The sequence below is a fragment of the Stenotrophomonas genospecies 5 genome (assembly GCF_054473825.1).
In genome coordinates, this window is record NZ_JBTMUW010000001.1 from 2,029,288 (window position 1) to 2,053,921 (window position 24,634).

At 67.7% G+C, this 24,634-nt stretch carries 25 protein-coding genes; 7 read left to right on the forward strand and 18 right to left on the reverse strand.

The window, feature by feature from the left end:
- Positions 1–36: 36 nt before the first annotated feature.
- The 5 genes from glmM to trpB all read right to left on the reverse strand — a co-directional run bounded on the left by glmM (position 37) and on the right by trpB (position 5,196).
- Positions 37–1,401, reverse strand: a complete 1,365-nt coding sequence (glmM, locus tag ACX9OW_RS09470; RefSeq protein WP_111186387.1) for a phosphoglucosamine mutase — start codon at positions 1,399–1,401, stop codon at positions 37–39.
- Positions 1,401–2,276, reverse strand: coding sequence for an acetyl-CoA carboxylase, carboxyltransferase subunit beta (accD, locus tag ACX9OW_RS09475; protein WP_053520076.1), 876 nt, complete (start codon positions 2,274–2,276; stop codon positions 1,401–1,403). Before accD ends, glmM begins: the two co-directional genes overlap by 1 nt.
- Before the next feature lie 205 nt (positions 2,277–2,481).
- The gene (gene trpA / locus ACX9OW_RS09480; RefSeq protein ID WP_065174902.1) at positions 2,482–3,291 is read right to left on the reverse strand and encodes a tryptophan synthase subunit alpha; all 810 of its coding nucleotides are present in this window, start codon (positions 3,289–3,291) and stop codon (positions 2,482–2,484) included.
- A 1-nt stretch (position 3,292) separates the two neighbouring features.
- On the reverse strand, positions 3,293–3,982 hold the full coding sequence (locus ACX9OW_RS09485) for a hypothetical protein (RefSeq protein WP_155760155.1): 690 nt from the start codon (positions 3,980–3,982) through the stop codon (positions 3,293–3,295).
- A complete protein-coding gene (gene trpB / locus ACX9OW_RS09490) occupies positions 3,979–5,196 on the reverse strand; it encodes a tryptophan synthase subunit beta (RefSeq protein WP_053520073.1) in 1,218 nt (405 codons plus the stop codon). The genes ACX9OW_RS09485 and trpB overlap by 4 nt, the downstream gene beginning before the upstream one ends.
- Before the next feature lie 96 nt (positions 5,197–5,292).
- On the opposite strand from trpB, the gene ACX9OW_RS09495 reads away from it, so the two are divergent.
- The gene (locus tag ACX9OW_RS09495; RefSeq protein WP_053520072.1) at positions 5,293–6,180 is read left to right on the forward strand and encodes a LysR family transcriptional regulator; all 888 of its coding nucleotides are present in this window, start codon (positions 5,293–5,295) and stop codon (positions 6,178–6,180) included.
- Positions 6,181–6,203: 23 nt separating this feature from the next.
- Here ACX9OW_RS09495 and ACX9OW_RS09500 read toward each other — a convergent pair whose 3' ends face one another.
- The 8 genes from ACX9OW_RS09500 to prmB all read right to left on the reverse strand — a co-directional run bounded on the left by ACX9OW_RS09500 (position 6,204) and on the right by prmB (position 14,211).
- Positions 6,204–6,860 carry a phosphoribosylanthranilate isomerase gene (locus tag ACX9OW_RS09500; protein WP_053520071.1) on the reverse strand — a complete coding sequence of 219 codons (657 nt, stop codon included), beginning with the start codon at positions 6,858–6,860 and terminating at the stop codon, positions 6,204–6,206.
- The gene (gene truA, locus ACX9OW_RS09505) at positions 6,857–7,627 is read right to left on the reverse strand and encodes a tRNA pseudouridine(38-40) synthase TruA (RefSeq protein WP_053520070.1); all 771 of its coding nucleotides are present in this window, start codon (positions 7,625–7,627) and stop codon (positions 6,857–6,859) included. The genes ACX9OW_RS09500 and truA overlap by 4 nt, the downstream gene beginning before the upstream one ends.
- Before the next feature lie 32 nt (positions 7,628–7,659).
- Entirely contained in the window at positions 7,660–8,019 is a 360-nt protein-coding gene (locus ACX9OW_RS09510; protein WP_074900255.1) for a VOC family protein, read from the reverse strand.
- Between the two features lie 26 nt (positions 8,020–8,045).
- A complete protein-coding gene (locus tag ACX9OW_RS09515) occupies positions 8,046–9,962 on the reverse strand; it encodes a FimV/HubP family polar landmark protein (RefSeq protein ID WP_262100398.1) in 1,917 nt (638 codons plus the stop codon).
- 70 nt (positions 9,963–10,032) lie between these two features.
- Entirely contained in the window at positions 10,033–11,061 is a 1,029-nt protein-coding gene (locus tag ACX9OW_RS09520; protein ID WP_053516858.1) for an aspartate-semialdehyde dehydrogenase, read from the reverse strand.
- 90 nt (positions 11,062–11,151) lie between these two features.
- Positions 11,152–12,189, reverse strand: a complete 1,038-nt coding sequence (locus tag ACX9OW_RS09525) for a 2-hydroxyacid dehydrogenase (protein ID WP_053516856.1) — start codon at positions 12,187–12,189, stop codon at positions 11,152–11,154.
- A complete protein-coding gene (gene aroC, locus ACX9OW_RS09530) occupies positions 12,182–13,285 on the reverse strand; it encodes a chorismate synthase (protein ID WP_053516854.1) in 1,104 nt (367 codons plus the stop codon). Before aroC ends, ACX9OW_RS09525 begins: the two co-directional genes overlap by 8 nt.
- Entirely contained in the window at positions 13,282–14,211 is a 930-nt protein-coding gene (gene prmB, locus ACX9OW_RS09535; RefSeq protein WP_053516852.1) for a 50S ribosomal protein L3 N(5)-glutamine methyltransferase, read from the reverse strand. Before prmB ends, aroC begins: the two co-directional genes overlap by 4 nt.
- 122 nt (positions 14,212–14,333) lie before the next feature.
- Between prmB and ACX9OW_RS09540 the strand changes: the two genes are divergently transcribed.
- Entirely contained in the window at positions 14,334–14,984 is a 651-nt protein-coding gene (locus ACX9OW_RS09540; RefSeq protein ID WP_065174897.1) for an SCO family protein, read from the forward strand.
- Entirely contained in the window at positions 14,981–15,823 is an 843-nt protein-coding gene (gene asd / locus ACX9OW_RS09545) for an archaetidylserine decarboxylase (protein ID WP_053516850.1), read from the forward strand. Before ACX9OW_RS09540 ends, asd begins: the two co-directional genes overlap by 4 nt.
- Positions 15,824–15,884: 61 nt before the next feature.
- On the opposite strand, the gene ACX9OW_RS09550 is transcribed toward asd, so the two are convergent.
- Positions 15,885–16,232 (reverse strand): ribonuclease E inhibitor RraB, encoded by a 348-nt coding sequence (locus ACX9OW_RS09550; protein ID WP_164152032.1) that lies wholly within the window; start codon positions 16,230–16,232, stop codon positions 15,885–15,887.
- Positions 16,233–16,255: 23 nt separating this feature from the next.
- Entirely contained in the window at positions 16,256–17,866 is a 1,611-nt protein-coding gene (locus ACX9OW_RS09555) for a transglycosylase SLT domain-containing protein (RefSeq protein WP_445394225.1), read from the reverse strand.
- Positions 17,867–17,989: 123 nt separating this feature from the next.
- Between ACX9OW_RS09555 and ACX9OW_RS09560 the strand changes: the two genes are divergently transcribed.
- Both ACX9OW_RS09560 and greB read left to right on the forward strand, forming a co-directional pair.
- Positions 17,990–19,495, forward strand: coding sequence for a helicase HerA-like domain-containing protein (locus ACX9OW_RS09560; protein WP_053516846.1), 1,506 nt, complete (start codon positions 17,990–17,992; stop codon positions 19,493–19,495).
- Between the two features lie 35 nt (positions 19,496–19,530).
- Positions 19,531–20,037 carry a transcription elongation factor GreB gene (greB, locus tag ACX9OW_RS09565; RefSeq protein WP_053516845.1) on the forward strand — a complete coding sequence of 169 codons (507 nt, stop codon included), beginning with the start codon at positions 19,531–19,533 and terminating at the stop codon, positions 20,035–20,037.
- Positions 20,038–20,089: 52 nt separating this feature from the next.
- Here the strand turns inward: greB and ACX9OW_RS09570 are convergent, their stop codons facing one another.
- The 3 genes from ACX9OW_RS09570 to ACX9OW_RS09580 form a co-directional block, all read right to left on the reverse strand.
- The gene (locus ACX9OW_RS09570; protein ID WP_459062476.1) at positions 20,090–20,923 is read right to left on the reverse strand and encodes a DUF3025 domain-containing protein; all 834 of its coding nucleotides are present in this window, start codon (positions 20,921–20,923) and stop codon (positions 20,090–20,092) included.
- Complete coding sequence (gene rimO, locus ACX9OW_RS09575) at positions 20,920–22,281, reverse strand: 30S ribosomal protein S12 methylthiotransferase RimO (protein ID WP_053516842.1); 1,362 nt, start codon at positions 22,279–22,281, stop codon at positions 20,920–20,922. Before rimO ends, ACX9OW_RS09570 begins: the two co-directional genes overlap by 4 nt.
- 383 nt (positions 22,282–22,664) lie before the next feature.
- Positions 22,665–23,189: a hypothetical protein gene (locus ACX9OW_RS09580; protein WP_459062204.1), complete on the reverse strand. Its 525-nt coding sequence runs from the start codon at positions 23,187–23,189 to the stop codon at positions 22,665–22,667.
- 345 nt (positions 23,190–23,534) lie between these two features.
- On the opposite strand from ACX9OW_RS09580, the gene ACX9OW_RS09585 reads away from it, so the two are divergent.
- On the forward strand, positions 23,535–24,206 hold the full coding sequence (locus tag ACX9OW_RS09585) for a dienelactone hydrolase family protein (protein ID WP_459062205.1): 672 nt from the start codon (positions 23,535–23,537) through the stop codon (positions 24,204–24,206).
- The gene (locus ACX9OW_RS09590; RefSeq protein WP_053516834.1) at positions 24,203–24,625 is read left to right on the forward strand and encodes an HIT domain-containing protein; all 423 of its coding nucleotides are present in this window, start codon (positions 24,203–24,205) and stop codon (positions 24,623–24,625) included. Before ACX9OW_RS09585 ends, ACX9OW_RS09590 begins: the two co-directional genes overlap by 4 nt.
- Positions 24,626–24,634: the final 9 nt, after the last annotated feature.

The window sequence follows — 24,634 nt, forward strand, 5'->3', positions numbered from 1 at the left end:
TCCGGGGCGTTGTCCGTTGCGGAACCACCTGCGGGCTCAGGCCGCGGCGGCGGCCTTCACTGCGGCCGACAGGCGATCCAGCGTGTCCTGCATCAGTGTTGCGTCATCGGCCTCGACCGTCACCCGCACCACCGGCTCGGTGCCGGACGGGCGCAGGAATGCGCGCCCACGGCCGGCCACGGCCTGCTGCGCCTCCAGCAGTGCCGACTGCACGCTTTCGGCCTGCACGGTGGTCTTGGCCGAGACATTGCCCAAGCGCACGTTCACCGTCTTCTGCGGGACCTTCACCAGCGGCTGCAACGCCTGCCGCAGCGTCTGTCCGCTGCTGCGCAGCGCAAGCAGCACCTGCAGCGCACTGACGATGCCGTCACCGGTCGTGGCCCGGTCCAGGCACAGCAGATGGCCCGAGGCTTCGCCACCGAGCACGCCGTCACCTTCGATCAGCGCCTGGTGCACGTAGCGGTCGCCGACGTTGCTGCGCTGGAACGGGATCTGCAGGTCGGCCAGCGCCTTCTCCAGTCCATAGTTGCTCATCAGCGTGCCAACCACCGGCCCACGCAGGCGACCTTCCGCCTGCCAGGTGCGTGCCAGGATGTACAGCAGGTCATCGCCGTCGACCGGATTGCCCTGGTCGTCAGCCATCAGCACGCGATCACCGTCACCGTCGAAGGCGATGCCGAGATCGGCACGGGTCTCGCGGACCTTGGCGGCGAGGTTGTCGATATGGGTCGAACCGACGCCGGCATTGATGTTCACCCCGTTCGGCTCGGCACCGATGCCGATGACCTCGGCACCCAGCTCGCGGAACAGCAGCGGGGCGATCTGGTAGGTGGCACCATGCGCGCAGTCCAGCACCAGACGTACGCCACGCAGATCGAACGCACGCGGCACGCTGGCCTTGCAGAACTCGATGTAGCGGCCTACCGCCTCGCGCGCGCGCGACGCCTTGCCCAGCCGCTCCGATTCGGCCGTGGTGAACGGCACGTCCAGTGCGGCTTCCAGCGCCAGTTCGGTGGCGTCGTCCAGTTTCTCGCCCTGTGCGGAGAAGAACTTGATGCCGTTGTCGTAATGCGGATTGTGCGAAGCACTGATGACGATGCCTGCATCAACGCCCAAGGTGCGGGTCAGGAACGCCACCGCCGGGGTGGGCATCGGGCCGAGCAGCTGCACATCGGTGCCGGCGGCGACCAGGCCCGCCTCCAGCGCCGCCTCGAACATGTAGCCGGAAATGCGGGTGTCCTTGCCGATCACCACGATCGGGCGGCGCCCGTCATGGCCGTGCCGGGCCACCAGGACGCGGCCCAATGCATTGCCCAGGCGCAGCACGAAGTCGGCCGAGATCGCTCCCTCGCCGACACGTCCACGGATGCCATCAGTACCGAAGTACTTGCGGCCTCCCATCAAGCCACCTCCGGCGCCGGCTGGCGGCCCAGCATCGCCAGCAGGTCGGACAGGCGGTCACGCATTTCGCGGCGGTCGCAGATCTGGTCGATGGCACCATGCTCCAGCAGGAATTCCGAACGCTGGAAACCTTCCGGCAGTTTTTCGCGCACGGTCTGTTCGATCACGCGCGGGCCGGCGAATCCGATCAGCGCCTGCGGCTCGGCGATGTTGATGTCACCCAGCATCGCGAACGAGGCCGATACGCCACCGGTGGTGGGATGGGTCAGCACCGAGATGTACGGCAGGCCGGCTTCACGCAGCTTGCCCAGCGCAGCCGAGGTCTTGGCCATCTGCATCAGCGAGAACAGGCCTTCCTGCATGCGCGCGCCGCCACTGGCGGAGAAGCAGACGTAAGGCGCACCGATCTCCACGGCAGCCTCGGCCGCCAGCGAGAAGCGCTCGCCGACCACCGAACCCATCGAACCGCCCATGAAGGCGAAATCGAACGAGGACGCGACCAGCGGACGGCCCTTGAGCAGGCCGCGCATGGCGATCAGCGCGTCGTACTCGCCGGTGTTCTTCTGCGCGATCTTGATGCGCTCGCTGTACTTCTTCTGGTCCTTGAACTTCAGCAGGTCGGTCGGCCCCAGGCGCGCGCCGATCTCGGTGGTGCTGTCCGCATCGAACAGCGCAGCCAGGCGCGCGCGTGCGCGGATCGCCATGTGGTGGCCGCACTTCGGGCAGACCTCCAGGTTCTCTTCCAGTTCCGGCCGGTACAGCGCGCTGCCGCAGTTGCTGCACTTTTCCCACAGGCCCTCGGGGACGCTGCGCTTCTTGCTGGGGGTGTTGTCGGTGCGGATGCCGGACGGCATCAACTTGCTGAGCCAACTCATGCGGGAGGACACTTCCGTTCAGGGCGGCCCGGGGGCCGCAAAGGCGGACAGTCTAGCTCCGCTTTCCCCGCCCGTGCACCCCTTGCCGGCCTGTGGGCGGCGGCGGAAAAACCATGCTGGGACGTACGTTTAGCGCAGGCAGCGCCGGGCCACGCCCGGCGGATACGCCGTAGCGCGCACCGTCGGGCATGGCCGGGCGCTGCCGTCAGGCGTCCAGGGCCTGGCGCAGGGGCGCCAGGAATGCGTGCGCCCGCTGGGCCGCCTCTTCGGCCGAGGTCGCTTCGGCCAGTGCCGCGACCAGGGCGCTGCCCACCACCACACCGTCCGCCTCGCGCGCCATGGCCGCCGCACTGGCGGCATCGCGGATGCCGAAGCCGGCCACCACCGGGACCGTGGCCCGTTCACGCAGCGCCTGCAGGCGTACGCTGGCGGCCTCGCTGTCGAGGCGGTCGGACGCACCGGTGACACCGGCAAAACTGACGTAGTACAGGTAGCCCCGCGCCAGCGCGAGCAGTTTGTCCGCGCGTGCCGGGCTGGTGGTCGGGGAGGCAAGCAGGACCAGGGCCAGGCCTTCCGCATCAAAGGCCTGCTGGGCTTCGCCGGCTTCCTCCGGCGGCAGGTCGACCAGCAGCACGCCATCCACGCCGGCGCTCACCGCGGCCTTGGCGAATGCCGCGTAGCCATGGATCTCCACAGGATTGAGATAGCCCATCAGCACCACCGGCGTCTGCGCATCGCGCTGGCGGAACTGCGCTACCGCCTGCAGGACGTAACGGCTGCCTGCACCGCGCGCCAGCGCACGTTCGGAACTGCGCTGGATGGTCGGGCCGTCGGCCATCGGATCGGAGAACGGCACCCCCAGTTCGATCACATCGGCGCCCGCCTCAACCAGTGCATGCATGACCGGCACGGTTGCTTCCAGCAGAGGATCGCCAGCGGTGACGAAGGGAATCAGTGCCTTGCGCTGCTGTTCGCGCAGGCGCTGGAAACAGGCGTCGAGTCGGGATACGGGCATGTCAGATACATCCTTCGATCAGGTCAACGGCGCCGCTGGCGCCCCAATGCATTCTGGATACGGTGCCATCCACGATCTCCACGCGGATCGCCAGATCGGAACCGGGGTCCTGCCAGAGCAGGGATTCGCCGGCGTCGGCATCAACGCCCAGCGCAGCTGCGATGACGCCCTGCGGCATCTGCTGCAGCACCTGCGCACGCGGCATGTCCAGGCGCAGTCCGAACGGCCCGGGCTGGGTCACCACCAGGCCCGAATCGTCGATCGGAGCCAGGTCGAAACGCACCACGTTGCCGTCCTGCACCAGCATCGCCACGCCCTCGGGCAGCGTGCCGCGCTCGTAATAGTCGCAGCGCCCGGCCGTCGCCTCGGCGAGGCCAGCCGAGTGCCACTGCGCCTCGGCCTGCAGTTCGCTGAAAGGCTGGCCGATCAGCACCTCGCCGGCATGGTCCAGCGCGACCGAAGCCACCGTCGGCGCCGCCCCGTCATCTGCGACCTCCCCCGCTGCAGGCAACGGTGCATCCTCGATCGGGTGATGGGCGGCATCGTCGTCGTTGCTGGCCACCTGGCGGGCCGGGGCGATGGCCGCCGGAGACGTCGCCGCGGGCGCCAGCACCGGCGGATCGGGCGGCGTGCAGCCGCCCAGCCCCACTGCCAGTACCAGCGCGCCACCATGGCGCAGCATGGGCCTCACAGCACCAGCCCTTCGCGTGCGGCGATGGTATGCACGTCCTTGTCGCCACGCCCGGACAGATTGCACAGCACGATCTGGTCGCGCGGACGCTCGCGCGCCAGCTTGATCGCCTGCGCCAGCGCGTGGCTGGACTCCAGCGCCGGCAGGATGCCCTCGGTGTGTGCCAGCAGATGGAACGCCTGCAGCGCTTCTTCGTCGGTGATGCCGAGATAGCGCGCGCGCCCGCTGTCGGCCAGGAACGCGTGCTCCGGGCCGACCCCCGGATAATCCAGGCCGGCCGACACCGAGTGGGTCTCGATGATCTGGCCGTCGTCGTCGCACAGCACGTAGGTGCGGTTGCCATGCAGCACGCCTGGACGCCCTGCCGCGATCGAGGCGGCATGGCGGCCTGTGTTGATACCGTCACCGGCCGCTTCGGCGCCGACGATCTCGACCTGGCGGTCGTTGAGGAAGGCATGGAACAGGCCGATCGCGTTGCTGCCACCGCCCACGCACGCCGTGATCGCATCCGGCAGCCGGCCGTACTCGGCCAGCATCTGTTCGCGCGCTTCGCGGCCGACGATGGCATTGAAATCGCGCACCATGCGCGGATACGGGTCCGGGCCCGCCACGGTGCCGATGATGTAGAAGGTGTCCTGCACGTTGGTCACCCAGTCGCGCATCGCTTCATTGAGCGCATCCTTCAGGGTCGCCGAACCGGAGGTGACCGGCACCACCGTCGCGCCGAGCAGCTTCATCCGGTAGACATTGATCTTCTGCCGCTCGATGTCGGTGGCGCCCATGTACACCACGCACTCCAGGCCCAGGCGTGCGGCAACGGTGGCGCTGGCGACGCCATGCTGGCCGGCGCCGGTCTCGGCGATGATGCGTGTCTTGCCCATCCGCGCCGCCAGCAGCGCCTGGCCGATGGTGTTGTTGATCTTGTGCGCGCCGGTGTGGTTCAGGTCCTCGCGCTTGAGCAGGATCTGTGCGCCGCCGACGTGGTCGCTCAGGCGCTGGGCATGATAGATCGGGCTCGGCCGGCCCACGTAATGAGCCAGATCGCGGTCGTAGGCCGCCTGGAACGCGGGGTCCTGGCGGGCCTGGTCATAGGCCTGGGCCAGCTCCTGCAGCGGACCGACCAGGGTTTCGGCGACAAAGCTGCCGCCATAGCGGCCGAAGTGGCCCTGGGCATCCGGGAAGGCGTGGTAGTCGGCAATGGGGGAGGCAGACATGGCAGGGACCGGTGATTCAGACAGGTGGATACTCTAGCGCACGGGTCATGACCGGAAAATGGATATTATCTGGCACATATCGTCAGGAAATCTCACATGAGCCGATCCCTGCTGCCGCCACTCAATGCCCTGCGCGCGTTCGAGGCCACCGCCCGTCTGGGCGGTGTGGGCCGCGCCGCGCAGGACCTGCATGTCACCCACGGTGCAGTCAGCCGGCAGCTGAAGCTGCTGGAGGATCATCTGGGCCTGGCCCTGTTCCAGCGCGCCGGGCGTGGCCTGCGCCTGACCGCATCGGGAACACTGTTGCAGGCGGCCTGCAGCGAAGCCTTCGCCGGCATCGAAGACTGCGTGCGCGAGCTGCGGCGGCCCGCGGCGTCGCCAGCGCTGGTACTGGGCTGCAGCGGCAGCGTGCTGGCGCGCTGGATGATTCCGCGCCTCCCCGCCCTGCAGGCCGCACTGCCCGGTGTGCGCCTGCAGTGGTCGGCACTGGACGGCAGCTTCACCGAGGCGCAGGCGGCACTGGATGCGGTCCTGCTGCTGGCGCAGGGGCCGTGGCCACGGGGCTGGCAGGTGCGCGAGCTGGCGCCCGAGCGGGTGGGCGTGGTGGTGGCACCGTCACATCCGGCGGCGCAGCGCCTGCGCCATGTGCCGCCCTCGGCACTGCTGCAGGAGACGCTGCTGCACACCAGCTCACGGCCACAGGCGTGGCCGACGTGGGCGCAGGCGCACGATCTCGACCCCGCCCGGCTGCGGCTGGGCACGGGTTTCGAACACCTTTACTACCTGCTGGAAGCGGCGGTGGCAGGGCTGGGTCCAGCGATCGCGCCGGAGCCGCTGGTCGCTGAGGATCTCGCGGCAGGCCGGCTGCTGGCCCCATGGGGTTTCGCCGCCACGGGCGGCTTCTGGGTCCTGGCGCGGCCGGAGGGCCAGGCCGACGCACGCGTCGACGCCCTGGCGGACTGGGTCGCGGCCCAGCTGAGGTAACGTGACGCCGCAGCCTCCCGGTCCTACTCCAGCACGGTGCAGTCGGCGCGGCGCACTTCCTCGACGAAGGTGCGCATCCTGTAGCCGTCCTTGATGCCCGGCTCCAGTTCAATGCCGCTGGAGACGTCGACGCCCCACGGAAGGGTCGCCAGCACCGCGTCGTACACATTGTCCGGGGTCAGACCGCCGGCCAGCAGGAATGGCCGATGCAACCCGGTCGGGATGCGGGTCCAGTCGAATGCAACACCGGTACCGCCACCGCCACCCGGTGCGTGGCTGTCGAACAGGAAGCCGGCCGCGCTCGGATAGCGCAGTTGCAGGGTACGCGCGTTGACTTCCTCACGCCCCCCCATCGCGACCGCCTTCAGGTAAGGCATGTTGAAGCTGCGGCAGAAGCTCTCGTCCTCCTCGCCATGGAACTGCAGCAGGGTGGGCCGCACGGTGCGCAGCACTTCGCGCACCTCTTCCTTGCTGTTGTTGCGGAACAGCGCCACCACGTCGACCATCGGCGCGATCGCCTGGCGCATCGCGCGCGCTTCGGCGGGCGCAACCCGGCGGCTGCTCTCGCGGGCGAAGATGAAACCCACCGCATCCACGCCGAGCTCGCCGGCCAGGCGCACGTCGCCGGCACGGGTCATTCCACAGAACTTGATGCGTGTACGGTAGTAGGAGCGGCTCATAGCGTGACCTCGGCGGGCAGATGCCAGTTGTCGGGGTACAGCGGTCCAAGAAACACCAGGCCCTGCGGCGGTGCAGTGGGACCGGCTACGGTGCGATCCCTTCCGGCCAGCAGCTCGGCGATCCACTCCACCGGTTTCTCGCCGCTGCCGACCAGGATCAGCGAACCGACGATATTGCGAACCATGTGATGAAGGAATGCATTGCCCTGTACCGCCACCTCGATCACCTCGCCGTGGCGGCTGACCTGCAGTGACTGCAGCTCGCGCCGCGCATGCAGGGCCTGGCACTGGACCGAGCGGAACGCGCTGAAGTCGTTCTCACCCAGCAGCGCCTGCCCGGCCGTGTGCATCAGCGTCGCGTCCAGTGCGCGACGCTCCCAGCTCAGCGTCTGCCGGTCCAGCGCCGGCCGTACTTCGCGATTGAGCAGCCGGTAACGGTAGCGGCGCGCCCGCGCTGAGAACCGCGCATGGAAATCCTCCGCCACCGGTACGCACCAGCGCACCGCGATCGAGCGCGGCAGGCGGGTGGTGGTACCCAGCATCCAGGCGCGCGGGTCGCGCACTACGTCGGTATCGAAATGCACGACCTGGCACTGGCCGTGCACGCCGGCGTCGGTTCGGCCAGCGCAGACCACCTGCAGCGGCGCGTCGGCCACCGAAGACAGGGCCTGCTCAAGACTGGCCTGGACGCTGGGACCGCCCTCTCCCAGGTTCTGCCAGCCTCTGAAATCGCTGCCGTCGTACTCGACGCCAAGCGCATAACGCATGTGCTACCTCGATGTTGCGGAGTGGACGACGCTCAGGCCGGATCCCGTTCCGACCAGACCGCCAGTTCATTGCCACCGGGTTCGACGAACTGGAAGCGGCTGCCGCCCGGGAAGGAGAACACCGGCCGCACCACCTCACCACCCGCCTGGCGCACGGCCATTTCGGCGGGGGCCAGCTGATCGGCGTACAGCACCAGCAGCGGGGCACCTTCAGTAGCGCGTTGCGGCTGGCCGCGGAAGAAGCCCCCCTGCAGGCGACCATCGTCGAAGGCGGTGTAGTCGCTGCCGTAATCGACGAACGACCAGCCGAACACCTTCTCGAAGAAGGCACGGCTGGCGGCCGGGTCGCGGGACGCGAACTCAACATAGTCGATGCGACGCTCGCGGGTCATGGCAGGGTCCTTGTCGAAGGTATCGGTCACGGCAGCCGGGCCAGCAGCTCGCGCGCCTGCGCCTGGCAGTCCGGGTCGCCCCCTTCGGCAACCTCCAGCAGCAGGGTACGCGCGGTCTGTGCGTCGCCCAGATCCAGGTAGGCGATCGCCAGCTCCAGGCGTTCCTGCCCGGCGCGGGGCGACCAGGTGTCGCCGGCATCCTCCACCGACGGGGCGTCGTTGTCCTGCAGATCGGCGGGCAGGTCGAACACGCCGCGGAACTGCGGCTGCTGCTCGGCATGCAGCGCGTAGTCCGGGACCGAAACCCCGGAATCGGCTTCCTGGGCCGTCGGCCGGCCAACACCCCTCTCGTCCACCGGTTCGTCCCAGCGCGGCAGGTCGGTCACGGGTTCCGGCAACGGTGCCTCGTCCTTGCCATCGCCCGACGGCTGCTCGTCCGTGCCGCCCGATCCGTCTTCGGATCGGGCGTCGGCGATCGTCGCCCAGGCCGGCATCGCCGGCTCCTGGCGCCCGCTGTCGGCATCGGCGGTAGACCACGCAGACTGCTCGGCCAGCGTATCGAGCGCGGCACCGGCCGGCACGGCCGCCGCCAGAGCTGTGGCATCGTCCTCCTCGCGCAGCGGCGGCAGCGGCGATGGCTTGCGACGGCGCAGCAACCATGCGGCGCCTGCCAGCACCAGCAGCACCGGCAGTCCCAGCCAGTACCACGGCGTTCCGGCGTCACGCGCGCCCGGCGCCTGTGCCAGCCGTTGCTGGGCCGCCGCCAGGTCGTTGTCCTTCATCGCGATCAGCGACTGCTGTTGTGCCTTCAGCGTCTCCAGTTCGGCCACACGCTGTTTCAGCTCGCCGATCTCGGCATCGCGGGTGGCGATGTCCTCGCGCGCCTGGCGAAGTTGTTCGTTGCCCAGCATGTCACCCTCGCTGCCGGCTCCGGTGCCGGTGGTTGTGCCCGCGTGCGCGGCGTCGGACGCCAGCGCCGGGGCGATCTCAAGTCGTGCCCCGGCCGCGGCGGCCGGAGAAGTGGCCCGCGCAGCGACCGCAGGTGCAGGAACGCCTGCCGGCTGCGGCACGGTACGCGCCTGCCGCCACTGCGCGGCGTGTTCGCGGACCAGGGCACCGGCTTCGGCCGCATCCACAGCCGCCAGCGCGTCACTGCCGGGCATGCGCAGTACCGCACCCTGTTTGAGCAGGTTGATGTTGCCCCGGATGAAGGCCTCGGGATTGGCACGCAGCAGCGCAATCATCGCCCGGTCGCGGCTGACCTGGTTGCCGCGGGCGACCGCGCTGGCGATCTGCGACAAGGTCTGCCCGCGCTGCACGGTAATGCTGCCATCGGCAGCCGGCGGCAACGACGGTGCAGCGGCAGCGCGCGGACGCACCGGTGCAGCCGCCGTGGTCGCACTGGCCGGCGTCCCGCCCTGTGCAGGCGCCGGTACCGCCGCCTCGGCGGGCGGATCGCGGGCGATGGTATTGGAGAGCGTGCCCGCCGGTGCGACGATTTCCGGTTCCGCCACGGCCAGCGCGCTGGAGGGCGCATCGATCAGGGCCGAATACTCGCGCACCAACCGTCCCTGCCCCCAGTCGGCCTCGACCAGGAAGCTCAGCGACGGCGTCTCCACCGGCATCTGCGAGGTGACCCGCACCACGGCCCGCCCCTGCGCATTGCGGGTCAGCTCGAACTGGAGCTCGCCCACCAGGCCGGTCGGCTGTTGCAGGCCGACACGTTCGAACGTGGCTGGCGATGCCAGCGCCACGCGCAGATTCTCCAGCTCCGAAGGATCGGCGGACACCACCGGAATCTCCGCCAGCAGCGGCTGACCGGGTCTGGACAGGACGCGGATGTCGCCCAGCCCCAGCGCGAACACCGGACTGCTGGCCAGAGCCAGCAGTGCGGCAGACAGATAGGTGAGCGGGCGCGATGCGCCCTTGGCCCGTTTATTCATGGGCGACACTATAAAGCGTGCGGACCGGGGTCCGCACGCACAGAGCAGCCCAGGGCGCCCGGGCTGTCGATCAACGCTGCTCGGCAGCGACCAGCTCTGCCAGCTGCACCGCGTTCAGGGCTGCGCCCTTGCGCACGTTGTCCGACACGATCCACAGATTGAGGCCACGCGGATGCGACAGATCCTCGCGGATGCGGCCGACGTACACCGCATCGGTGCCCGATGCGTGGGTGACCGGCGTCGGATAGCCGCCGGCTTCATGGCGGTCGACCACCTCGATGCCGGGCGACTGTTCAAGCAGCGCACGGGCCTCGGCCACGGTGACCTTGTCGCGGGTCTCGATCGCCACCGACTCGGAATGGCCGTAGAACACCGGCACGCGCACCGCGGTCGGGTTCACCAGGATGCTGTCGTCGCCCAGGATCTTGCGGGTTTCCCACACCAGCTTCATTTCTTCCTTGGTGAATCCGTTGTCCTGGAAGTCGTCGATGTGCGGGATCAGGTTGAAGGCGATCTGCACCGGGAAACGCTGCGGATCGATCTCCTGGAAACTCAGCAGCTGGCCGGTCTGCTTGCCCAGCTCCTCCAGTGCGGAGCGTCCACCGCCGGATACCGACTGATAGGTGGAGACGTTGATGCGCTCGATGCCATAGCGACGATGCAGCGGCGCCAGCGCGACCAGCATCTGCATGGTCGAGCAGTTGGGGTTGGCGATGATGCCGCGCGGACGATTGCCGATCTGGTCCGGATTGACCTCCGATACCACCAGCGGCACGTCATCGTCGTAACGGAAGGCCGAGGAGTTGTCGATCACCACCGCACCGGCGGCGGCGAACTTCGGTGCGTACTCCTTGGAGACGCTGCCACCTGCGGAGAACAGGGCGATCTCCACACCCTTCGGATCGAAGCTCGCCAGGTCCTGGATCCTGACCTTCTCGCCGTTGAACTCGACCTCACCACCGGCCGAACGCTCGGAGGCAAGCAGGCTCAGGGTTCCGACCGGGAAACCGCGCTCGGCCAGGATGGCCAGCATGGTCTCGCCGACGGCGCCGGTGGCACCGACGATGGCGACATGGAAGCGGCGTTGTGCATTGCTCATGGGGGGAACTCTCAAGAAAACGGATGGGAAAAATTCACGCACGACAGCTGGGTTCGGGGAACCTCCTCGGACGGAACGCGCGGAGGCTCCCTATCGTTTCCCGTTTTTTTTGCCCAGGGCGGCACGTGCGGCCAGCGCCGCGTCGGCATTGATCGCGCTCGGCATGTGCGCCGGCCCGCCGGCCAGGCCGAGCGCGGCCAGCAGGTTGTCCACGGCCCGCTGCACCATCGCCGTACGCGTGGCCAGCGACGCGCTGCCGATGTGCGGGGTCAGCACGACGTTGCGCAGCGCCAGCAGTTCCGGGCGTACGGCCGGCTCGCCTTCGTAGACGTCCAGCCCGGCAGCGGCCAGGCGCCCATGGGCCAGTGCATCGGCCAGCGCTGTTTCGTCGACCAGGCCTCCGCGCGCGATGTTCACCAGCGTGGCCGTCGGTTTCATCTTCGCCAGCGCAGCGGCGTCGATCAGGTGGTGCGAGGCCGGGGTGTAAGGCAGCACAAGCACCAGATGGTCGGACTGCGCCAGCAGCGTATCCAGATCGACATAAGCGGCACCGACTGCTGCTTCGGCATCTGCTGGCAGTCGCGAGCGGTTGTGGTACAGCACCTTCATGCCGAAACCATGCGCGCCGCGACGGGCGATGCCCTGGCCGATCCGCCCCATGCCGAGAATGCCCAGGGTGCTGCCGTGGATGTCGGCACCGAGCATGGTCTGGAACGACCATTGCTGCCAGTGCCCTTCACGCAGCCAGCGTTCGGATTCGGTGATCCGGCGCGCGGCGGCCATCAGCAGTGCGAAGCCCAGATCGGCGGTGGTCTCGGTAAGCACGTCGGGGGTATTGCTGGCCAGGATGCCCGCCGCGCTGAGCGCGGTCACATCCAGGTTGTTGTAGCCCACGCCGACGTTGGCAACGACCTGCAGCCGCGAGGCATTGGCCAGCTCGGCCGCGCCGATACGCTCGTTGAGGGTGATGATCGCGCCATCGGCGCTGGCCAGTTGTGCGGCGATCTGCTCAGGCGACCACACGGTGACGGCGTCGGTGGTGCGCAGCTGCACGCGATCACGCAGCGGCGCGATGGCCGCCTCGATCAGCGGCTGGCTCACCCACACCGTCGGCCGCGTTTCAGCCATCGACCTGCCCGGGAATGCGGGGCGTGATGGTGCCGACATCGCCGCATTGCGCGCGGTGACGCAATGCCTGGTCCATCAGCACCAGTGCCACCATCGCTTCGGCGATCGGCGTGGCGCGGATGCCGACGCAGGGATCATGGCGGCCAGTGGTGACCACTTCGACCACGTTGCCGGCGGTGTCCAGCGATGGGCCCGGCAGGCGCAGGCTGGAGGTCGGCTTCAACACCATCGACGCAACCACCGGCTGGCCGGTGGAAATGCCGCCCAGGATGCCGCCCGCGTGATTGCTGGCGAAACCCTGCGGGGTCAGCAGGTCACGGTGTTCAGTGCCCTTCTGGGCCGCGCTGGCGAACCCGTCGCCGATCTCCACGCCCTTGACCGCGTTGATGCTCATCAGCGCCGCCGCAAGCTCGCCATCGAGCTTGCCGTAGATCGGCTCGCCCCAGCCCGGGGGCACGTTGTCGGCAACCACGTCCACGCGCGCGCCGACCGAATCGCCGGACTTGCGCAGCGCATCCATGTACGCCTCCAGCTCCGGCACCTGCGCGGCGTGTGGCCAGAAGAACGGATTGTCTTCCACCGCCGACCAGTCGAAACCTGCAGGCGTGATCCCGCCCAGCTGCGACAGATACCCGCGCACGGTGACGCCGAAGCGCTCGGCCAACCACTTCTTGGCGACCACGCCCGCGGCCACGCGCATGGTGGTCTCGCGCGCCGAGGAACGGCCACCGCCCCGCGGATCGCGGATGCCGTACTTGTGCCAGTAGCTGTAGTCGGCATGGCCGGGCCGGAACTGCTGGCCGATGTTCGCGTAGTCCTTGCTGCGCTGGTCGGTGTTGCGGATCAGCAGCGCGATCGGCGTGCCGGTGGTCAGGCCCTCGTACACGCCGGACAGGATCTCGACCTCGTCGGCCTCGCGCCGCGCCGACGTGTGCCGGCTCTTGCCGGTGGCACGGCGCTGCAGATCGTGGGCAAATTCGGCCGCATCCAGCGCCAGCCCGGGCGGACAGCCATCGATCACGCAGCCGATGGCCGGCCCGTGCGACTCGCCGAACGTGGTGACGGTGAACAGCTTGCCGAACGAATTGGAGCTCACGGCCGTTGCGCCGCCAGTTCGGTGATGCGGGCGCTGTGGGCGATCAGCTCGCGGCATTCGACCGCGAAGATGCCCATCTGCCCGACCTTGAACTCGATCCAGGCGAAGTCCACTTCCGGCAGCAGCTTGACCAGGTGCTGCTCGGACTCGCCCACTTCGCAGATCAGCAGGCCGTCCTCGCTCAGGTGCAGCGGCGCATCGCGCAGGATCTTCAGCACCAGGTCCAGGCCGTCATCGCCGGCACGCAGGCCCATTTCCGGCTCGTAGGAATATTCCTGCGGCAGGGCATCGGTCTCGTCGTTGGTGACGTACGGCGGGTTGGTGACGATCAGGTCGTAATGGCGGCCGGTCAGGCCACTGAACAGGTCGGACTTGATCAGCGTGACATTGTGCGCCTGCAGGCGCTCCTTGTTCTCTTCGGCCAGCGACAATGCGTCGTCGCTCAGGTCCACGCCGTCCACCTCCCAGTTCGGGTAATAGTGGCCCATGGCGATGGCGATGCAGCCCGAACCGGTGCACAGATCCAGCGCGCGGCTGACGTCGCGGCCGGCCAGCCAGGGTTCGAAACCACACTCGATCAGCTCGGCGATCGGCGAACGCGGCACCAGGGCGCGCGCGTCGCTCTTGAAGCTCAGGCCGGCGAACCACGCCTCGCCGGTCAGGTAGGCGGCCGGGATACGTTCGTCGATGCGGCGCTGGAACAGCTCCAGCACCCGCACCTTCTCCTCCTGCAGCAACCGCGCCTGGCCATACGCCGGGCCCAGGTCATGCGGCAGGTGCAGGCTGTGCAACACCAGTTGGGTCGCCTCGTCCAGGGCGTTGTCGTAGCTGTGCCCGAAGGTCAGCCCGGCGGCGTTGAAACGGCTGGTGCCGTAGCGGATCAGGTCGATGATCGTGTGGAGTTCGGCGGCCGTTTCAGCGGTCATGGCGGTACTGCGGGCAAAGTGGCCCCCGATTATAGGGGCTGGCGCCTGCGCCGGCATCCGTTGCGACGGAAACGATCAGGCCGCAGCCGGTATGATGGGGACCACTTCGCGCGGGGGCTCCCATGTTCAATCGCAACGTCGGCATCATCCTGCTGATCGCCCTGGCGGCGGGCCTGGGCCTGCTCGCCGCGCAGCAGGTCTTTGCTCCGAAGCCCCCGGCCGGCCAGCCGGCCACCGAAGCGATCACCCTGTACCCGCAGCCGCGCGAGCTGCCCGACTTCAACCTGGCCCAGTCCGATGGCACGCGGCTCATTCCGGGCGAGTTGAAGGGCCATTGGACCCTGGTGTTCCTGGGGTTCACCTTCTGCCCCGACGTGTGCCCGACCACCCTGGCCGAACTGGCCGGTGCGCAGCAGCAGTGGGAAGCACTGCCCGACGGGCTGCGTCCGCGGGTGCTGTTCGTTTCCGTCGATCCCGAGCGTGACAGCGCCACCCGCCTTGGCGAGTACGCGCACGGCTTCCACAAGGACACCCTGGCGGCCACCGCCGACGTCCCTTCGCTGGAACGCTTCGCCACCGCACTGGGCTTCGTGTTCCAGAAGGTGCCGGGCAAGCATTTCGACGAGAATCCCGAGGATTACACCGTCGAGCACTCGGCCAGCCTGGCCGTGCTCGATCCGCAGGGCCGGCTCGCCGGCCTGGTGCGCCCCCCGTTCAACGCGCCGGCGATCGCCCGCGACCTGCAGAAGCTGACCGAGAAAACCGCCCCATGAGCCTCACCACCGCCCTGACATACGCCCTGCCCCATCGCCTGTTGTCCTCGATGGCGCGCTCGCTGGCGTACTCGGACAACCCGCGCGTGTCGCGCTGGCTGATCGACACCGTCAGCCGCAGGTTCAACGTCAATCTGGACGAAGCCGCCAACCCCGACCCGCGCAGTTACGCCACCTTCAACCAGTTCTTCACCCGTGCGCTGAAACCGGGCGCACGCGTGGCCGATGCCGATCCGCGCACCCTGGTGATGCCGGCCGACGGCCGTGTCAGCCAGCTCGGCAACATCGAGGCCGGCCGCATCTTCCAGGCCAAGGGCCAGTCGTTCACCGCCGCCGAGCTGCTGGGCAGCGCCGAGGACGCCAAGCCGTTCAACGACGGCCTGTACGCGACCGTCTACCTGTCCCCGCGCGACTACCACCGTGTGCACATGCCCTGGACCGGCACCCTGCGCGAGACCGTGCATGTGCCAGGCCGCCTTTTCAGCGTGGGTCCGGCCGCCGTGGCAGGCGTGCCACGCCTGTTCGCACGCAACGAGCGCCTGGTCTGCCATTTCGATACCAGCTTCGGCCCGATGGTGAGCGTGATGGTCGGCGCGCTGCTGGTCTCCGGCGTGGAGACAGTGTGGAGCGGTGAGGAGATCCCTCAGTACGGTGACCGCATCACCCGCAAGGACTATCGCGGCCAGGGCATCCGCCTGGAGCGCTTCGCGGAGATGGCACGCTTCAACTATGGCTCGACCGTGGTCGTGCTGCTGCCGCCGGGCGTGGCGGAGTTCGCTCCACACCTGGCGGCGGAGTCACCGGTGCAGCTCGGCCAGGCCCTGGCCACGCTGCGCTGACAATCCCGCCACCGGGTTGCTGCGCAGCGCCGGGCACGCGCCCGGCACTACGCACAGGCCCCTACTGCAGGGTGGGGGCCGGGCCGACGTCCATGCCGTCGTAGTCTTCCACACCCATCTGCGCTGCCAGCGCTGCCAGCTCCTGGTTGCGGCGATCCAGCGACGCTTCGTCGTGGACCTCCACGCGCTCCACATGCAGCACGTGGAACGGCGCGTCCCCCTCGTCCGGCTCCTGCTCGAACACCTCCACCAGGGTGTAGCCCTGCGCCTGCAGATGCGCGGCCAGTGCCTGCAGCGGCTTGGCAGTGGAATGCACGAAGAAATAGCCCCACAGCAGCGGGCCGCTGATGTCCCAGTCGGTGTTTTCGCGCAGATTGGCGAACAGGTTGCGGGTTGCTTCAAGGTCCATGGCAGTTCCAGAGGTCGTGGAGATTACTTTTCGCAGCCCTGCAGCTTCAGCACCTGGCCGTGGCGCAGGCTGTAGGCTGGTGCCTTCAGACCGTTGGCGCGTGCCAGCGTCGACACGTCGCACTGGAATTTGGCCGCGATGCGGCCCAGCGTCTCGCCGCGGCCGACCTTGTAGCTGCGTGCCGGCTTCGGTCGCGCGGCCGGTGCCGGCCGAGGCGCGGCCACTGCCGCCACCGGTGCGGTCGGTACGCTGGTCGAACTGGCTGCATCGGCCACCGGCACCACGCCGCCCACCGCCACGCTGCCGGTGTAGCTGGCAGCGCTTGGCCGCACGATGGCGGCATTGAGGTCGGCCGTGATCAGGGTGCGCGCCAGGTCGGCACGCGGTCCGCTCACGCAGTTGCGCTGATACAGGCTCGCGATGCGGGTGGTTGCGTTGATCAGGGTGCCGGCCGGAATCCAGCCATCAGCCTCATAACGCGGATTGAGGTTGCGCAGCGCACGCATGTAGCCATCACGGGTGCCGTGGCTGCCCAGGCAGATCGTCAGCTCGTAGATGGTGGTCGAGCGCGCCAGGCGCAGGGTGGCCGGCTGCGCGCTGATCTTCGGGAACTCCACGCCGTACTGCTGGGGGTGCAGGAAGATCCACGCCGCAGCAATCACCATCGGCACGTAATCCTTGGTTTCACCGGGGAACTGGTTGTAGACACGGTCGACCCAGAAGCTCTGCCCCGGATTCTCGCGCGCCACGCGCAGGGCGCGCCCTTCACCCCCGTTGTACCCGGCCAGCGACAACTCGATGTTGTTGTTGAGCTCGCGCATGCGCTCGTTGAGATAGGTCGCACTGGCTTCAGCAGCGCTGTGGGCATCAAAGCGGGTATCGAAACCGGTGCCGTCCGGACCGAGGCCGAAACGCCGCCCGGTGGCCGGCATGAACTGCATCAGGCCGGCGGCGCCAGCGCGCGAGGACGCATGCACGCGGCCATTGGATTCCTTGGCCATGATGCCGAACAGGAGCGCTTCGGGCAGGCCGCGCTTTTCCCACTCCGGCCACATCACGGCACGCAGGTTCTGGTAGTTCTCGTAGCTGGTCAGCAGCGCCGGACGCATGTCGGTCAGCCAGCGGCGGATGCCGGCCTGGACGGCCGGGTTGTACTCGACCATGTTGTCGAAGGCGTGCCGCTTGTCGTTGAGCAGTGCCGCTGCGCGTGCGGCTTCCGGCACGTCGGCGGTCAACGGACCGATATGGTCGGGGTCGGCTTCCAGCCGCTCGGCGGGCAGTTCACCGCCCTCGTCTTCCGCGGCCGCATCGGCATCGCGCTTGAGCAGGCGCTTGTAGGTGGCCAGCATGTTGCTCATCTGACAACCCTTCTGCTTCACGCACTCACTGATGACATCCTCCATGTCCTCCAGCGCCGCGTCGGCCTCGTTGCTGCCCTTGGGGTCGGCGTTGGCCACCAGCAGCAGCGCATCGCTGTAACGCTTCTCGGCAGCCGTCATGCGCTGCTGCAGGGCATCTACCTTCACTTTGTCCCGGGCGGAAACCCGCTGGGCGTGGGCATCGGGGGCCAGGGAAACCAGGCCAGCCAGGGCCAGCAACGGCCAGGTGCGGGAAATCAGGACAGGAACGGGCATTTTTGGCACTGTGTGCGAAACAGGCAGGCAGAGTAGCGGCGCCGCCAAGGTCGGGGCAAGCCGACCTTCGGGCCGTCATCGCTGCCGGTTAACATTGGGCGCATTCACCACAAGGGCTGGACCATGGATCCGATTCTGCTCGGCAAAGGCATCACCGACGATGTGGCCGTCACCCTGCTGCCGAAACTCGGCAACCGCCACGGGCTGGTGGCGGGCGCCACCGGCACCGGCAAGACCGTGACCCTGATGACCCTGGCCGAAGGATTCTCGCGGCTCGGGGTTCCGGTGTTCCTCGCCGATGTAAAGGGCGATGTGTCCGGCCTGGCCGTGCCCGGCACGGGCAGCGAAGCGCTGCTGAAGCGCGCTGCGGACATCGGCGTGGCCGACTATGCGCCGGCGGGCAGCCCGGCCATCTTCTGGGACCTGTACGGAAAACTCGGCCACCCGGTGCGCACCACCGTCAGCGAGATGGGGCCGACCCTGCTCGCGCGCATCCTCGAATTGAACGACACCCAGGCCGGCGTGCTGGACATCGTGTTCAAGCTGGCCGACGACCGTGGCCTGCTGTTGCTGGACATGGATGATCTGCGCGCCCTGCTCGGCCTGGTCGCCGAAGAGCGCAAGGACATTTCCACCGAGTACGGACTGGTCAGCGCGCAGTCGATCGCAGCGATCCAGCGTGCCGTGCTGCGGCTGGCGCAGGACGGCGGTGAGAATTTCTTCGGCGAGCCGGCACTGGAACTGGCCGACATCATGCGGGTCAATCACGACGGCCGCGGTGTGATCGGCATCCTCGCCGCCGACCAGCTGGTGCTCAAGCCCAAGCTGTACTCGACCTTCCTGCTCTGGCTGCTGTCGGAACTGTTCGAACAGCTGCCGGAAGTGGGCGACCTCGACAAGCCCAAGCTGGTGTTCATCTTCGACGAGGCCCACCTGCTGTTCGACGATGCGCCTTCCTCGCTGGTGCAGCGCATCGAGCAGGTGGTGCGACTGATCCGCTCCAAGGGCGTGGGCGTGTACTTCTGCTCGCAGTTCCCCGACGACGTGCCCTCCAACATCCTGGGCCAGCTCGGCAACCGCGTGCAGCACGCGCTGCGGGCCTTCACGCCGCGCGACCAGAAGGCGGTCAGGACCGCTGCCGAAACCTTCGTGCCGAACCCGAAGCTGGATGTCGCCAAGGTGCTGAGCCAGCTCGGCACCGGTGAAGCACTGGTTTCCACGTTGCAGGACAAGGGCGTGCCGATGCCGGTCCAGCAGACGATGATCGCGCCGCCCCGCTGCCGGATGGGGCCGGTCACCGAGGCCGAGCGCGCGCAGGTGCGTGCCGGCAGCCCGGTCGGCAGCCGCTACGACACGGCGGTCAACCGTGAATCGGCCGCCGAGCTGCTGGCCCAGCGGGCGCAGAAGAGCGTGGAGCAGGCCCAGACCCCGGCCGCGCGCAGCCGCGAGCAGGACGAGGCACAGGAAGGTGGATTCGGCCAGGCGATCAAGGATGCGATCTTCGGCACCAAGCGTCGCCAGGGCATGATTGAAACCATGGCCAAGCAGACCACGCGCACGGTCGGGACCAAGCTGGGCAACCAGATCGTGCGCGGCATCCTGGGCGGCATCTTCGGCGGCAAGCGCTGAGGCCCTTTCGTATTCCTGAGAAGAAGCTGTATTACATGTCCCGTTGGCGTCCGCCCGCAGAGAAAAGCACCGCCCTGATCACCGCCGCCGGCCACGCCCGGCTGAAAGCCGAGCTGGACGACCTGTGGCGGGTACGCCGGCCCGAGGTGGTGAAGGCGCTGGCCGCTGCCGCCGCCGAGGGCGACCGCTCGGAGAACGCTGAGTACACCTACCGCAAGAAGCAGTTGGGTGAAATCGACCGCCGCGTGCGCTACCTGACCAAGCGGCTCGAATCGCTGCGCGTGGTCGATACCACGCCGACCGATCCACAAGCGGTGTTCTTCGGTGCATGGATCGAACTGGAGAACATCGACAGTGGTGAGACCAGCCGTTACCGCATCGTTGGGCCGGATGAAACCGACGCCGGCCTGGGCTGGATCAGCATCGACTCGCCGCTGGCGCGGGCCGTGCTGAAGAAGCGCCTGGACGATGAATTCTCGGTGGAACTGCCGGGCGGCCGGTTCACCTTCGCGGTGATCAGCGTCGAGTACCCGTCTTCGTAACACCGAGCCCTCCCGGCGTTGCTGTCAATCCAGCGCCGGGCATGGCCCGGCGCTACCGGGGCAAGAGCGGCGGCGGGTACAGGCGGCCCTGCCGCAGCGGGCGGAAGTAGTCGGCGTTGCCATGGAAGGCGGCGTCCTGCTGCGGGTGCCAGCCGGGGATTCCGGCCAGTGGCAGCGGGCGCAGCTGCAGCGGATCGGTCACCGTCGCGCCCTGCTCGATCGCCCGGGCCACGCTCTCGATGCAGGCACCCTCATCATCGCCGCGCACCACCACGCACTTGCCGACCAGCAGGCGCCCCGGCAGCAACGCCTGTTCCATCAGTGCATGGCCGAACACCGCGGCGATGGTGATGCGACCGGCCTGCCAGTGCGGCGGCGCGAACAGCATCGGCCAATCGTGGGCGTCCCACGCAGCGATCAGCGCATCGTCCCTGACGCACACGATCACGCCGTTCTCGTCGAACTGGGTCAGCGCCGCCTGCGCGCGATTGCGTTGACCGGTTGGCATCGTGGCGACATGCAGGCATTGCCGCCTGTTGAGCACGTGCTTCAGCTGCGGGTGACACGCCCATACCAGTGCATTGAACAGATCGTGCCAGCTCGCCGCACGGGTGGCGATACGCCCCTGCGCGATGCGCACTTCGTAGTGCAGGCCATCGGCCAGCAACGCCGCATCCTGCTCGACCAGTCGCCGCCCGCGCAACGCCAGCCGCGCATCCAGCTCGGCAACAGTCGGCCAGCGGTCGCCGGACAGAAGATCGCGGAAGGCACGCACCCGGGCAAACAGCGGATGATCGAACACCGCCGGGTCCACCGCCGCGCGCGGCGGCGGCACGAATCGCCGAGGGCTGCCAGCGTGGCCGGCAGCACCCTCGGCCATGATCAGAGCACCTTCAGGTCGAAGGCCGGGCGCGTGGTCGGCGGCAGCGCGTCGCCATACAGATCGTGTTCGTCGCTCTCGGTGATTTCCACGTTGATGAATTCGCCTACGCGCAGCGGCACCTGGTCGGCATTCTGGATATGCACCAGTCCATCGATTTCCGGTGCATCGGCCCTGGAACGGGCCACGGCGATGTCACCTTCGATGGCATCGACCAGGCACTGCTGCACCGTGCCGATCTTGGCCTCCAGACGTGCGGCCGAGATCTGTGCCTGCTTTTCCATGAAGCGCGCCAGGCGCTCCTGCTTCACCTCTTCCGGGACAGGGTCCGGAAGAGCGTTGGCGGTAGCACCCTCGACCGGCGAATACGCGAACGCACCCACGCGGTCCAGCTGCGCCTCATCGAGGAACGACAGCAGCTCCTCGAACTCCGCTTCGGTCTCGCCCGGGAAACCGACGATGAAGGTCGAACGCACGGTGATGTCCGGCGCGATGCGGCGCCAGTTCTGCACGCGCTCCAGCGTCTTTTCCACCGCACCGGGGCGCTTCATCAGTCGCAGGATACGCGGGCTGGCGTGCTGGAACGGAATGTCCAGGTACGGCAGGATGCGGTTCTCGGCCATCAACGGCACCACGTCATCCACGTGCGGGTACGGGTACACGTAGTGCATGCGCACCCACGCGTCCAGTTCGGACAGGCCCTCGCACAGCGCTTTCAGGCGGGTCTGGTAGGCCTTGTCGCGCCACATCTTCTCGGCGTACTTCACGTCCACGCCGTAGGCGGAGGTGTCCTGCGATACCACCAGCAGCTCACGCACACCGCCCCGGACCAGGCGCTCGGCTTCGCGCAGCACTTCATCGACCGGGCGCGAGACCAGCTTGCCGCGCATCGACGGAATGATGCAGAAACTGCACGCGTGGTTGCAGCCTTCGGAAATCTTCAGATAGGCGTAGTGGCGCGGGGTCAGCTTGATGCCGTAGTCGGGCACCAGGTCCACGAACGGATCATGCCGGGGCGGTAGCGCCTCATGCACCGCCTCCATCACGCTCTGGTAGTCCTGCGGGCCGGACACCGCCAGCACGTTCGGGTACGCCTCACGGATCTGTTCGGGGCGCTTGCCCAGGCAGCCGGTGACGATGACCTTGCCGTTCTGGTTCATCGCCTCGCCGATGGCGTCCAGCGACTCCGTCACCGCCGAGTCGATGAAGCCGCAGGTGTTGACCACCACCACGTCGGCCGAGTCATAGGACGGGACGATGTCGTATCCCTCCGACCGCAGCTGGGTCAGGATGCGCTCGGAATCGACAAGGGCCTTCGGGCAGCCAAGGCTGACGAAGCCGACTTTGGGGTTCAGCTGGGACATGGAATCGCGGGACTCTGGGGGCCTGGGCCCCTGCCGGAGTGGCAGGGGTTCCTGGGGGCCGGGGCCTGAAAGGGCGCCAGTATACCGGGGTTGAGGGCCGCGCTCTGAACGGCCCCGGGGTGTACTGAGGGGAGCGTCCCGGATTCGGCCCCACGTGCCATCTCCATCAGCGGGGTACCCGTGAACGCGTCAAGGCCCCGGCGGCTTGAGCTGGAGCTCCGGCTCGACCCGGCGGAACGCGCTGCGAAGGCTCGACGCTCACGGAGCGGCAATCGTCTCACGGTCCACCGTCGCCACGGCCCCACGGGAGCGTTGATTGCGACATCAATAGACGTTGATTGATCCGTTGTTTGTTGGGCCCGCGTATTCATCGCTCGCGGAGGTCATGCAGCGCCTGTAGATTTCCCTGCCAACGAATTCTCGAAACGAGCAGTTACCACCGAATTGAAGTTGACTCCGATTGGCGCACTCCCACTGGGCGCCAATGCAAAGACGTAGTACCCCGCCCTGGGCTGCGTCATGTCGCTGGAGGCTGGATTCGAATCCTCCGCTGGATCTGAATCACCCTCACAGGACCAACCAACGACTGCCGACTCGCCAGATATCACGGTTTCGCCACGGCGCGCCTTGGAGTTCATGACTTCGCAGGCGGCCTGGTGGTAGAGCTTTGTGGCTTCATTCTGATCGTCGTAACGATATACAGAACCGCCCTTTCCATCCTTGAAAAGGAGCACCTGGACAGCCACGTCGCCGCCTTCGAAATCAGAGAGGCGCACCGTCCGCTCAACCCACTGCCTGCCATCCGATGACGCCATCTGGCGGTCCTGGTACGACGATTGGTTGGCCATAGCCACCGTGTGCATTGTTGCCATCCCCAATGCACACAGAAGGCGGAATTCCTTTTTCATTTCATGAAACTCCATTTATCGGGCGCCTGCGCCTTCACGCCGCGCCCCGGAAACATGCCGAGATATGATCAGCCCCACATCGCCCCTCCAGACTGGAGTTCCGCGAACGAAACGCTATCTGCTCGCCCTCTTGGCTTCAGCAGGTGCTTTACTGAATCTACTGTCAGAGCCAGGCCGGATCAGATGTCAGAATCCCTGGCAGGATCGTCCGCGACGCATTCGGTCAAGTCGCGATCCGACGTCGCTCGATGCATCAGCCGCCCGATCACGCACAGCCGCAGACGCCGCGCTAACCCGCCCAGCGCCGACAATGCAGGCCTGTCCACTGCTATGAGGAACCCGACGATGTCCGAATGGATCACCCTGGATACGCATCATGGCCCGGTCCGGGCCTGGCAGGCCCTGCCGGCGGGCACGCCGCGTGGCGGCCTGGTGGTCGTGCAGGAGATCTTCGGCGCCAATCCGCACATCCGTGGCGTGGCCGAGCGCTTCGCCGCCGAAGGCTATGCCGTGCTGGCGCCGTCGTTCTTCGACCTGGTCGATGGCCCGGACGCCGACCCCGACACCCTGCCCTATGACCCTGAAGGGGTGAAACAGGGCCTGGAACGGGTAAGTGCGCTGGGCATTGAACGGGCACTGGAAGTGGTGCGCGCCGCAGCAACCCGGCTTGCCCCCTTCGGCAAGGTCGGCACGGTCGGCTACTGCTGGGGCGGAACGGTGGCGATGCTGTCCGCGCTGCGCCTCGGCCTGCCCTCGGTGAGCTATTACGGCGCACGCAACGTGCAGTATCTGGACGAGACACCGAAGGCGCCGGTGATCTTCCACTTCGGCGCGCAGGACCGCAGCATCCCACCTGAGGCCGTGGAGGCGCATCGCCAGAAGCTGCCGCAGATGGCGACCTATGTCTACCCGGCCGACCATGCCTTCAACCGCGAGGTCGGACATGCGTATGATCCAGACAGCGCCACCCTGGCGCTGCAACGCACCCTGGACTTCTTCACGGAGCATCTTGGATGAGCGATTTCGAACTTGATTCCCGCCTGGCCACCGACAGCGTTCTGGTGGCGCAAGGCCCGCTGTCGCAAGTGCGGTTGATGAACGACGAACGGTTTCCCTGGCTGATCCTGGTGCCGCGTCTGGCCGGGGTAACGGAGTGGATCGAACTGGACGGCGACCAGCAGGACAAGCTGCGCACCGAACTCAACCGCGCCTGCAAGGCCCTGAAGGGCTCCGACGGGGTGGAGAAGATCAACATCGGCGCATTGGGCAACATCGTGCGCCAGCTGCATTTCCACGTGATCGGCCGCCACGACGGCGATCCGGCGTGGCCGGGACCGGTGTGGGGCAGCGGTCCTGCGCACCGCTACGAACCGGACGCGCTGCAGCAGCATGTCGCCTACTGGAAGGAACGGCTAGGATATCCGGCCCACTCCTGAGACCGTGCC

Excerpts from the sequence above, each read along its gene's own strand:
- rimO (WP_053516842.1), bottom strand. The coding sequence starts at position 22,281 with ATGTCCCAGCTGAACCCCAAAGTCGGCTTCGTCAGCCTTGGCTGCCCG.
- trpA (WP_065174902.1), bottom strand. The coding sequence starts at position 3,291 with ATGCCCGTATCCCGACTCGACGCCTGTTTCCAGCGCCTGCGCGAACAG.
- glmM (WP_111186387.1), bottom strand. The coding sequence starts at position 1,401 with ATGGGAGGCCGCAAGTACTTCGGTACTGATGGCATCCGTGGACGTGTC.
- asd (WP_053516850.1), top strand. The coding sequence starts at position 14,981 with ATGAGCCTCACCACCGCCCTGACATACGCCCTGCCCCATCGCCTGTTG.
- ACX9OW_RS09525 (WP_053516856.1), bottom strand. The coding sequence starts at position 12,189 with ATGGCTGAAACGCGGCCGACGGTGTGGGTGAGCCAGCCGCTGATCGAG.
- ACX9OW_RS09555 (WP_445394225.1), bottom strand. The coding sequence starts at position 17,866 with ATGCCCGTTCCTGTCCTGATTTCCCGCACCTGGCCGTTGCTGGCCCTG.
- ACX9OW_RS09510 (WP_074900255.1), bottom strand. The coding sequence starts at position 8,019 with ATGACCCGCGAGCGTCGCATCGACTATGTTGAGTTCGCGTCCCGCGAC.
- ACX9OW_RS09515 (WP_262100398.1), bottom strand. The coding sequence starts at position 9,962 with ATGAATAAACGGGCCAAGGGCGCATCGCGCCCGCTCACCTATCTGTCT.
- greB (WP_053516845.1), top strand. The coding sequence starts at position 19,531 with ATGTCCCGTTGGCGTCCGCCCGCAGAGAAAAGCACCGCCCTGATCACC.
- ACX9OW_RS09590 (WP_053516834.1), top strand. The coding sequence starts at position 24,203 with ATGAGCGATTTCGAACTTGATTCCCGCCTGGCCACCGACAGCGTTCTG.
- ACX9OW_RS09540 (WP_065174897.1), top strand. The coding sequence starts at position 14,334 with ATGTTCAATCGCAACGTCGGCATCATCCTGCTGATCGCCCTGGCGGCG.
- ACX9OW_RS09495 (WP_053520072.1), top strand. The coding sequence starts at position 5,293 with ATGAGCCGATCCCTGCTGCCGCCACTCAATGCCCTGCGCGCGTTCGAG.
- accD (WP_053520076.1), bottom strand. The coding sequence starts at position 2,276 with ATGAGTTGGCTCAGCAAGTTGATGCCGTCCGGCATCCGCACCGACAAC.
- ACX9OW_RS09550 (WP_164152032.1), bottom strand. The coding sequence starts at position 16,232 with ATGGACCTTGAAGCAACCCGCAACCTGTTCGCCAATCTGCGCGAAAAC.
- ACX9OW_RS09580 (WP_459062204.1), bottom strand. The coding sequence starts at position 23,189 with ATGAAAAAGGAATTCCGCCTTCTGTGTGCATTGGGGATGGCAACAATG.
- prmB (WP_053516852.1), bottom strand. The coding sequence starts at position 14,211 with ATGACCGCTGAAACGGCCGCCGAACTCCACACGATCATCGACCTGATC.
- truA (WP_053520070.1), bottom strand. The coding sequence starts at position 7,627 with ATGCGTTATGCGCTTGGCGTCGAGTACGACGGCAGCGATTTCAGAGGC.
- ACX9OW_RS09500 (WP_053520071.1), bottom strand. The coding sequence starts at position 6,860 with ATGAGCCGCTCCTACTACCGTACACGCATCAAGTTCTGTGGAATGACC.
- ACX9OW_RS09520 (WP_053516858.1), bottom strand. The coding sequence starts at position 11,061 with ATGAGCAATGCACAACGCCGCTTCCATGTCGCCATCGTCGGTGCCACC.
- ACX9OW_RS09585 (WP_459062205.1), top strand. The coding sequence starts at position 23,535 with ATGTCCGAATGGATCACCCTGGATACGCATCATGGCCCGGTCCGGGCC.
- trpB (WP_053520073.1), bottom strand. The coding sequence starts at position 5,196 with ATGTCTGCCTCCCCCATTGCCGACTACCACGCCTTCCCGGATGCCCAG.
- ACX9OW_RS09560 (WP_053516846.1), top strand. The coding sequence starts at position 17,990 with ATGGATCCGATTCTGCTCGGCAAAGGCATCACCGACGATGTGGCCGTC.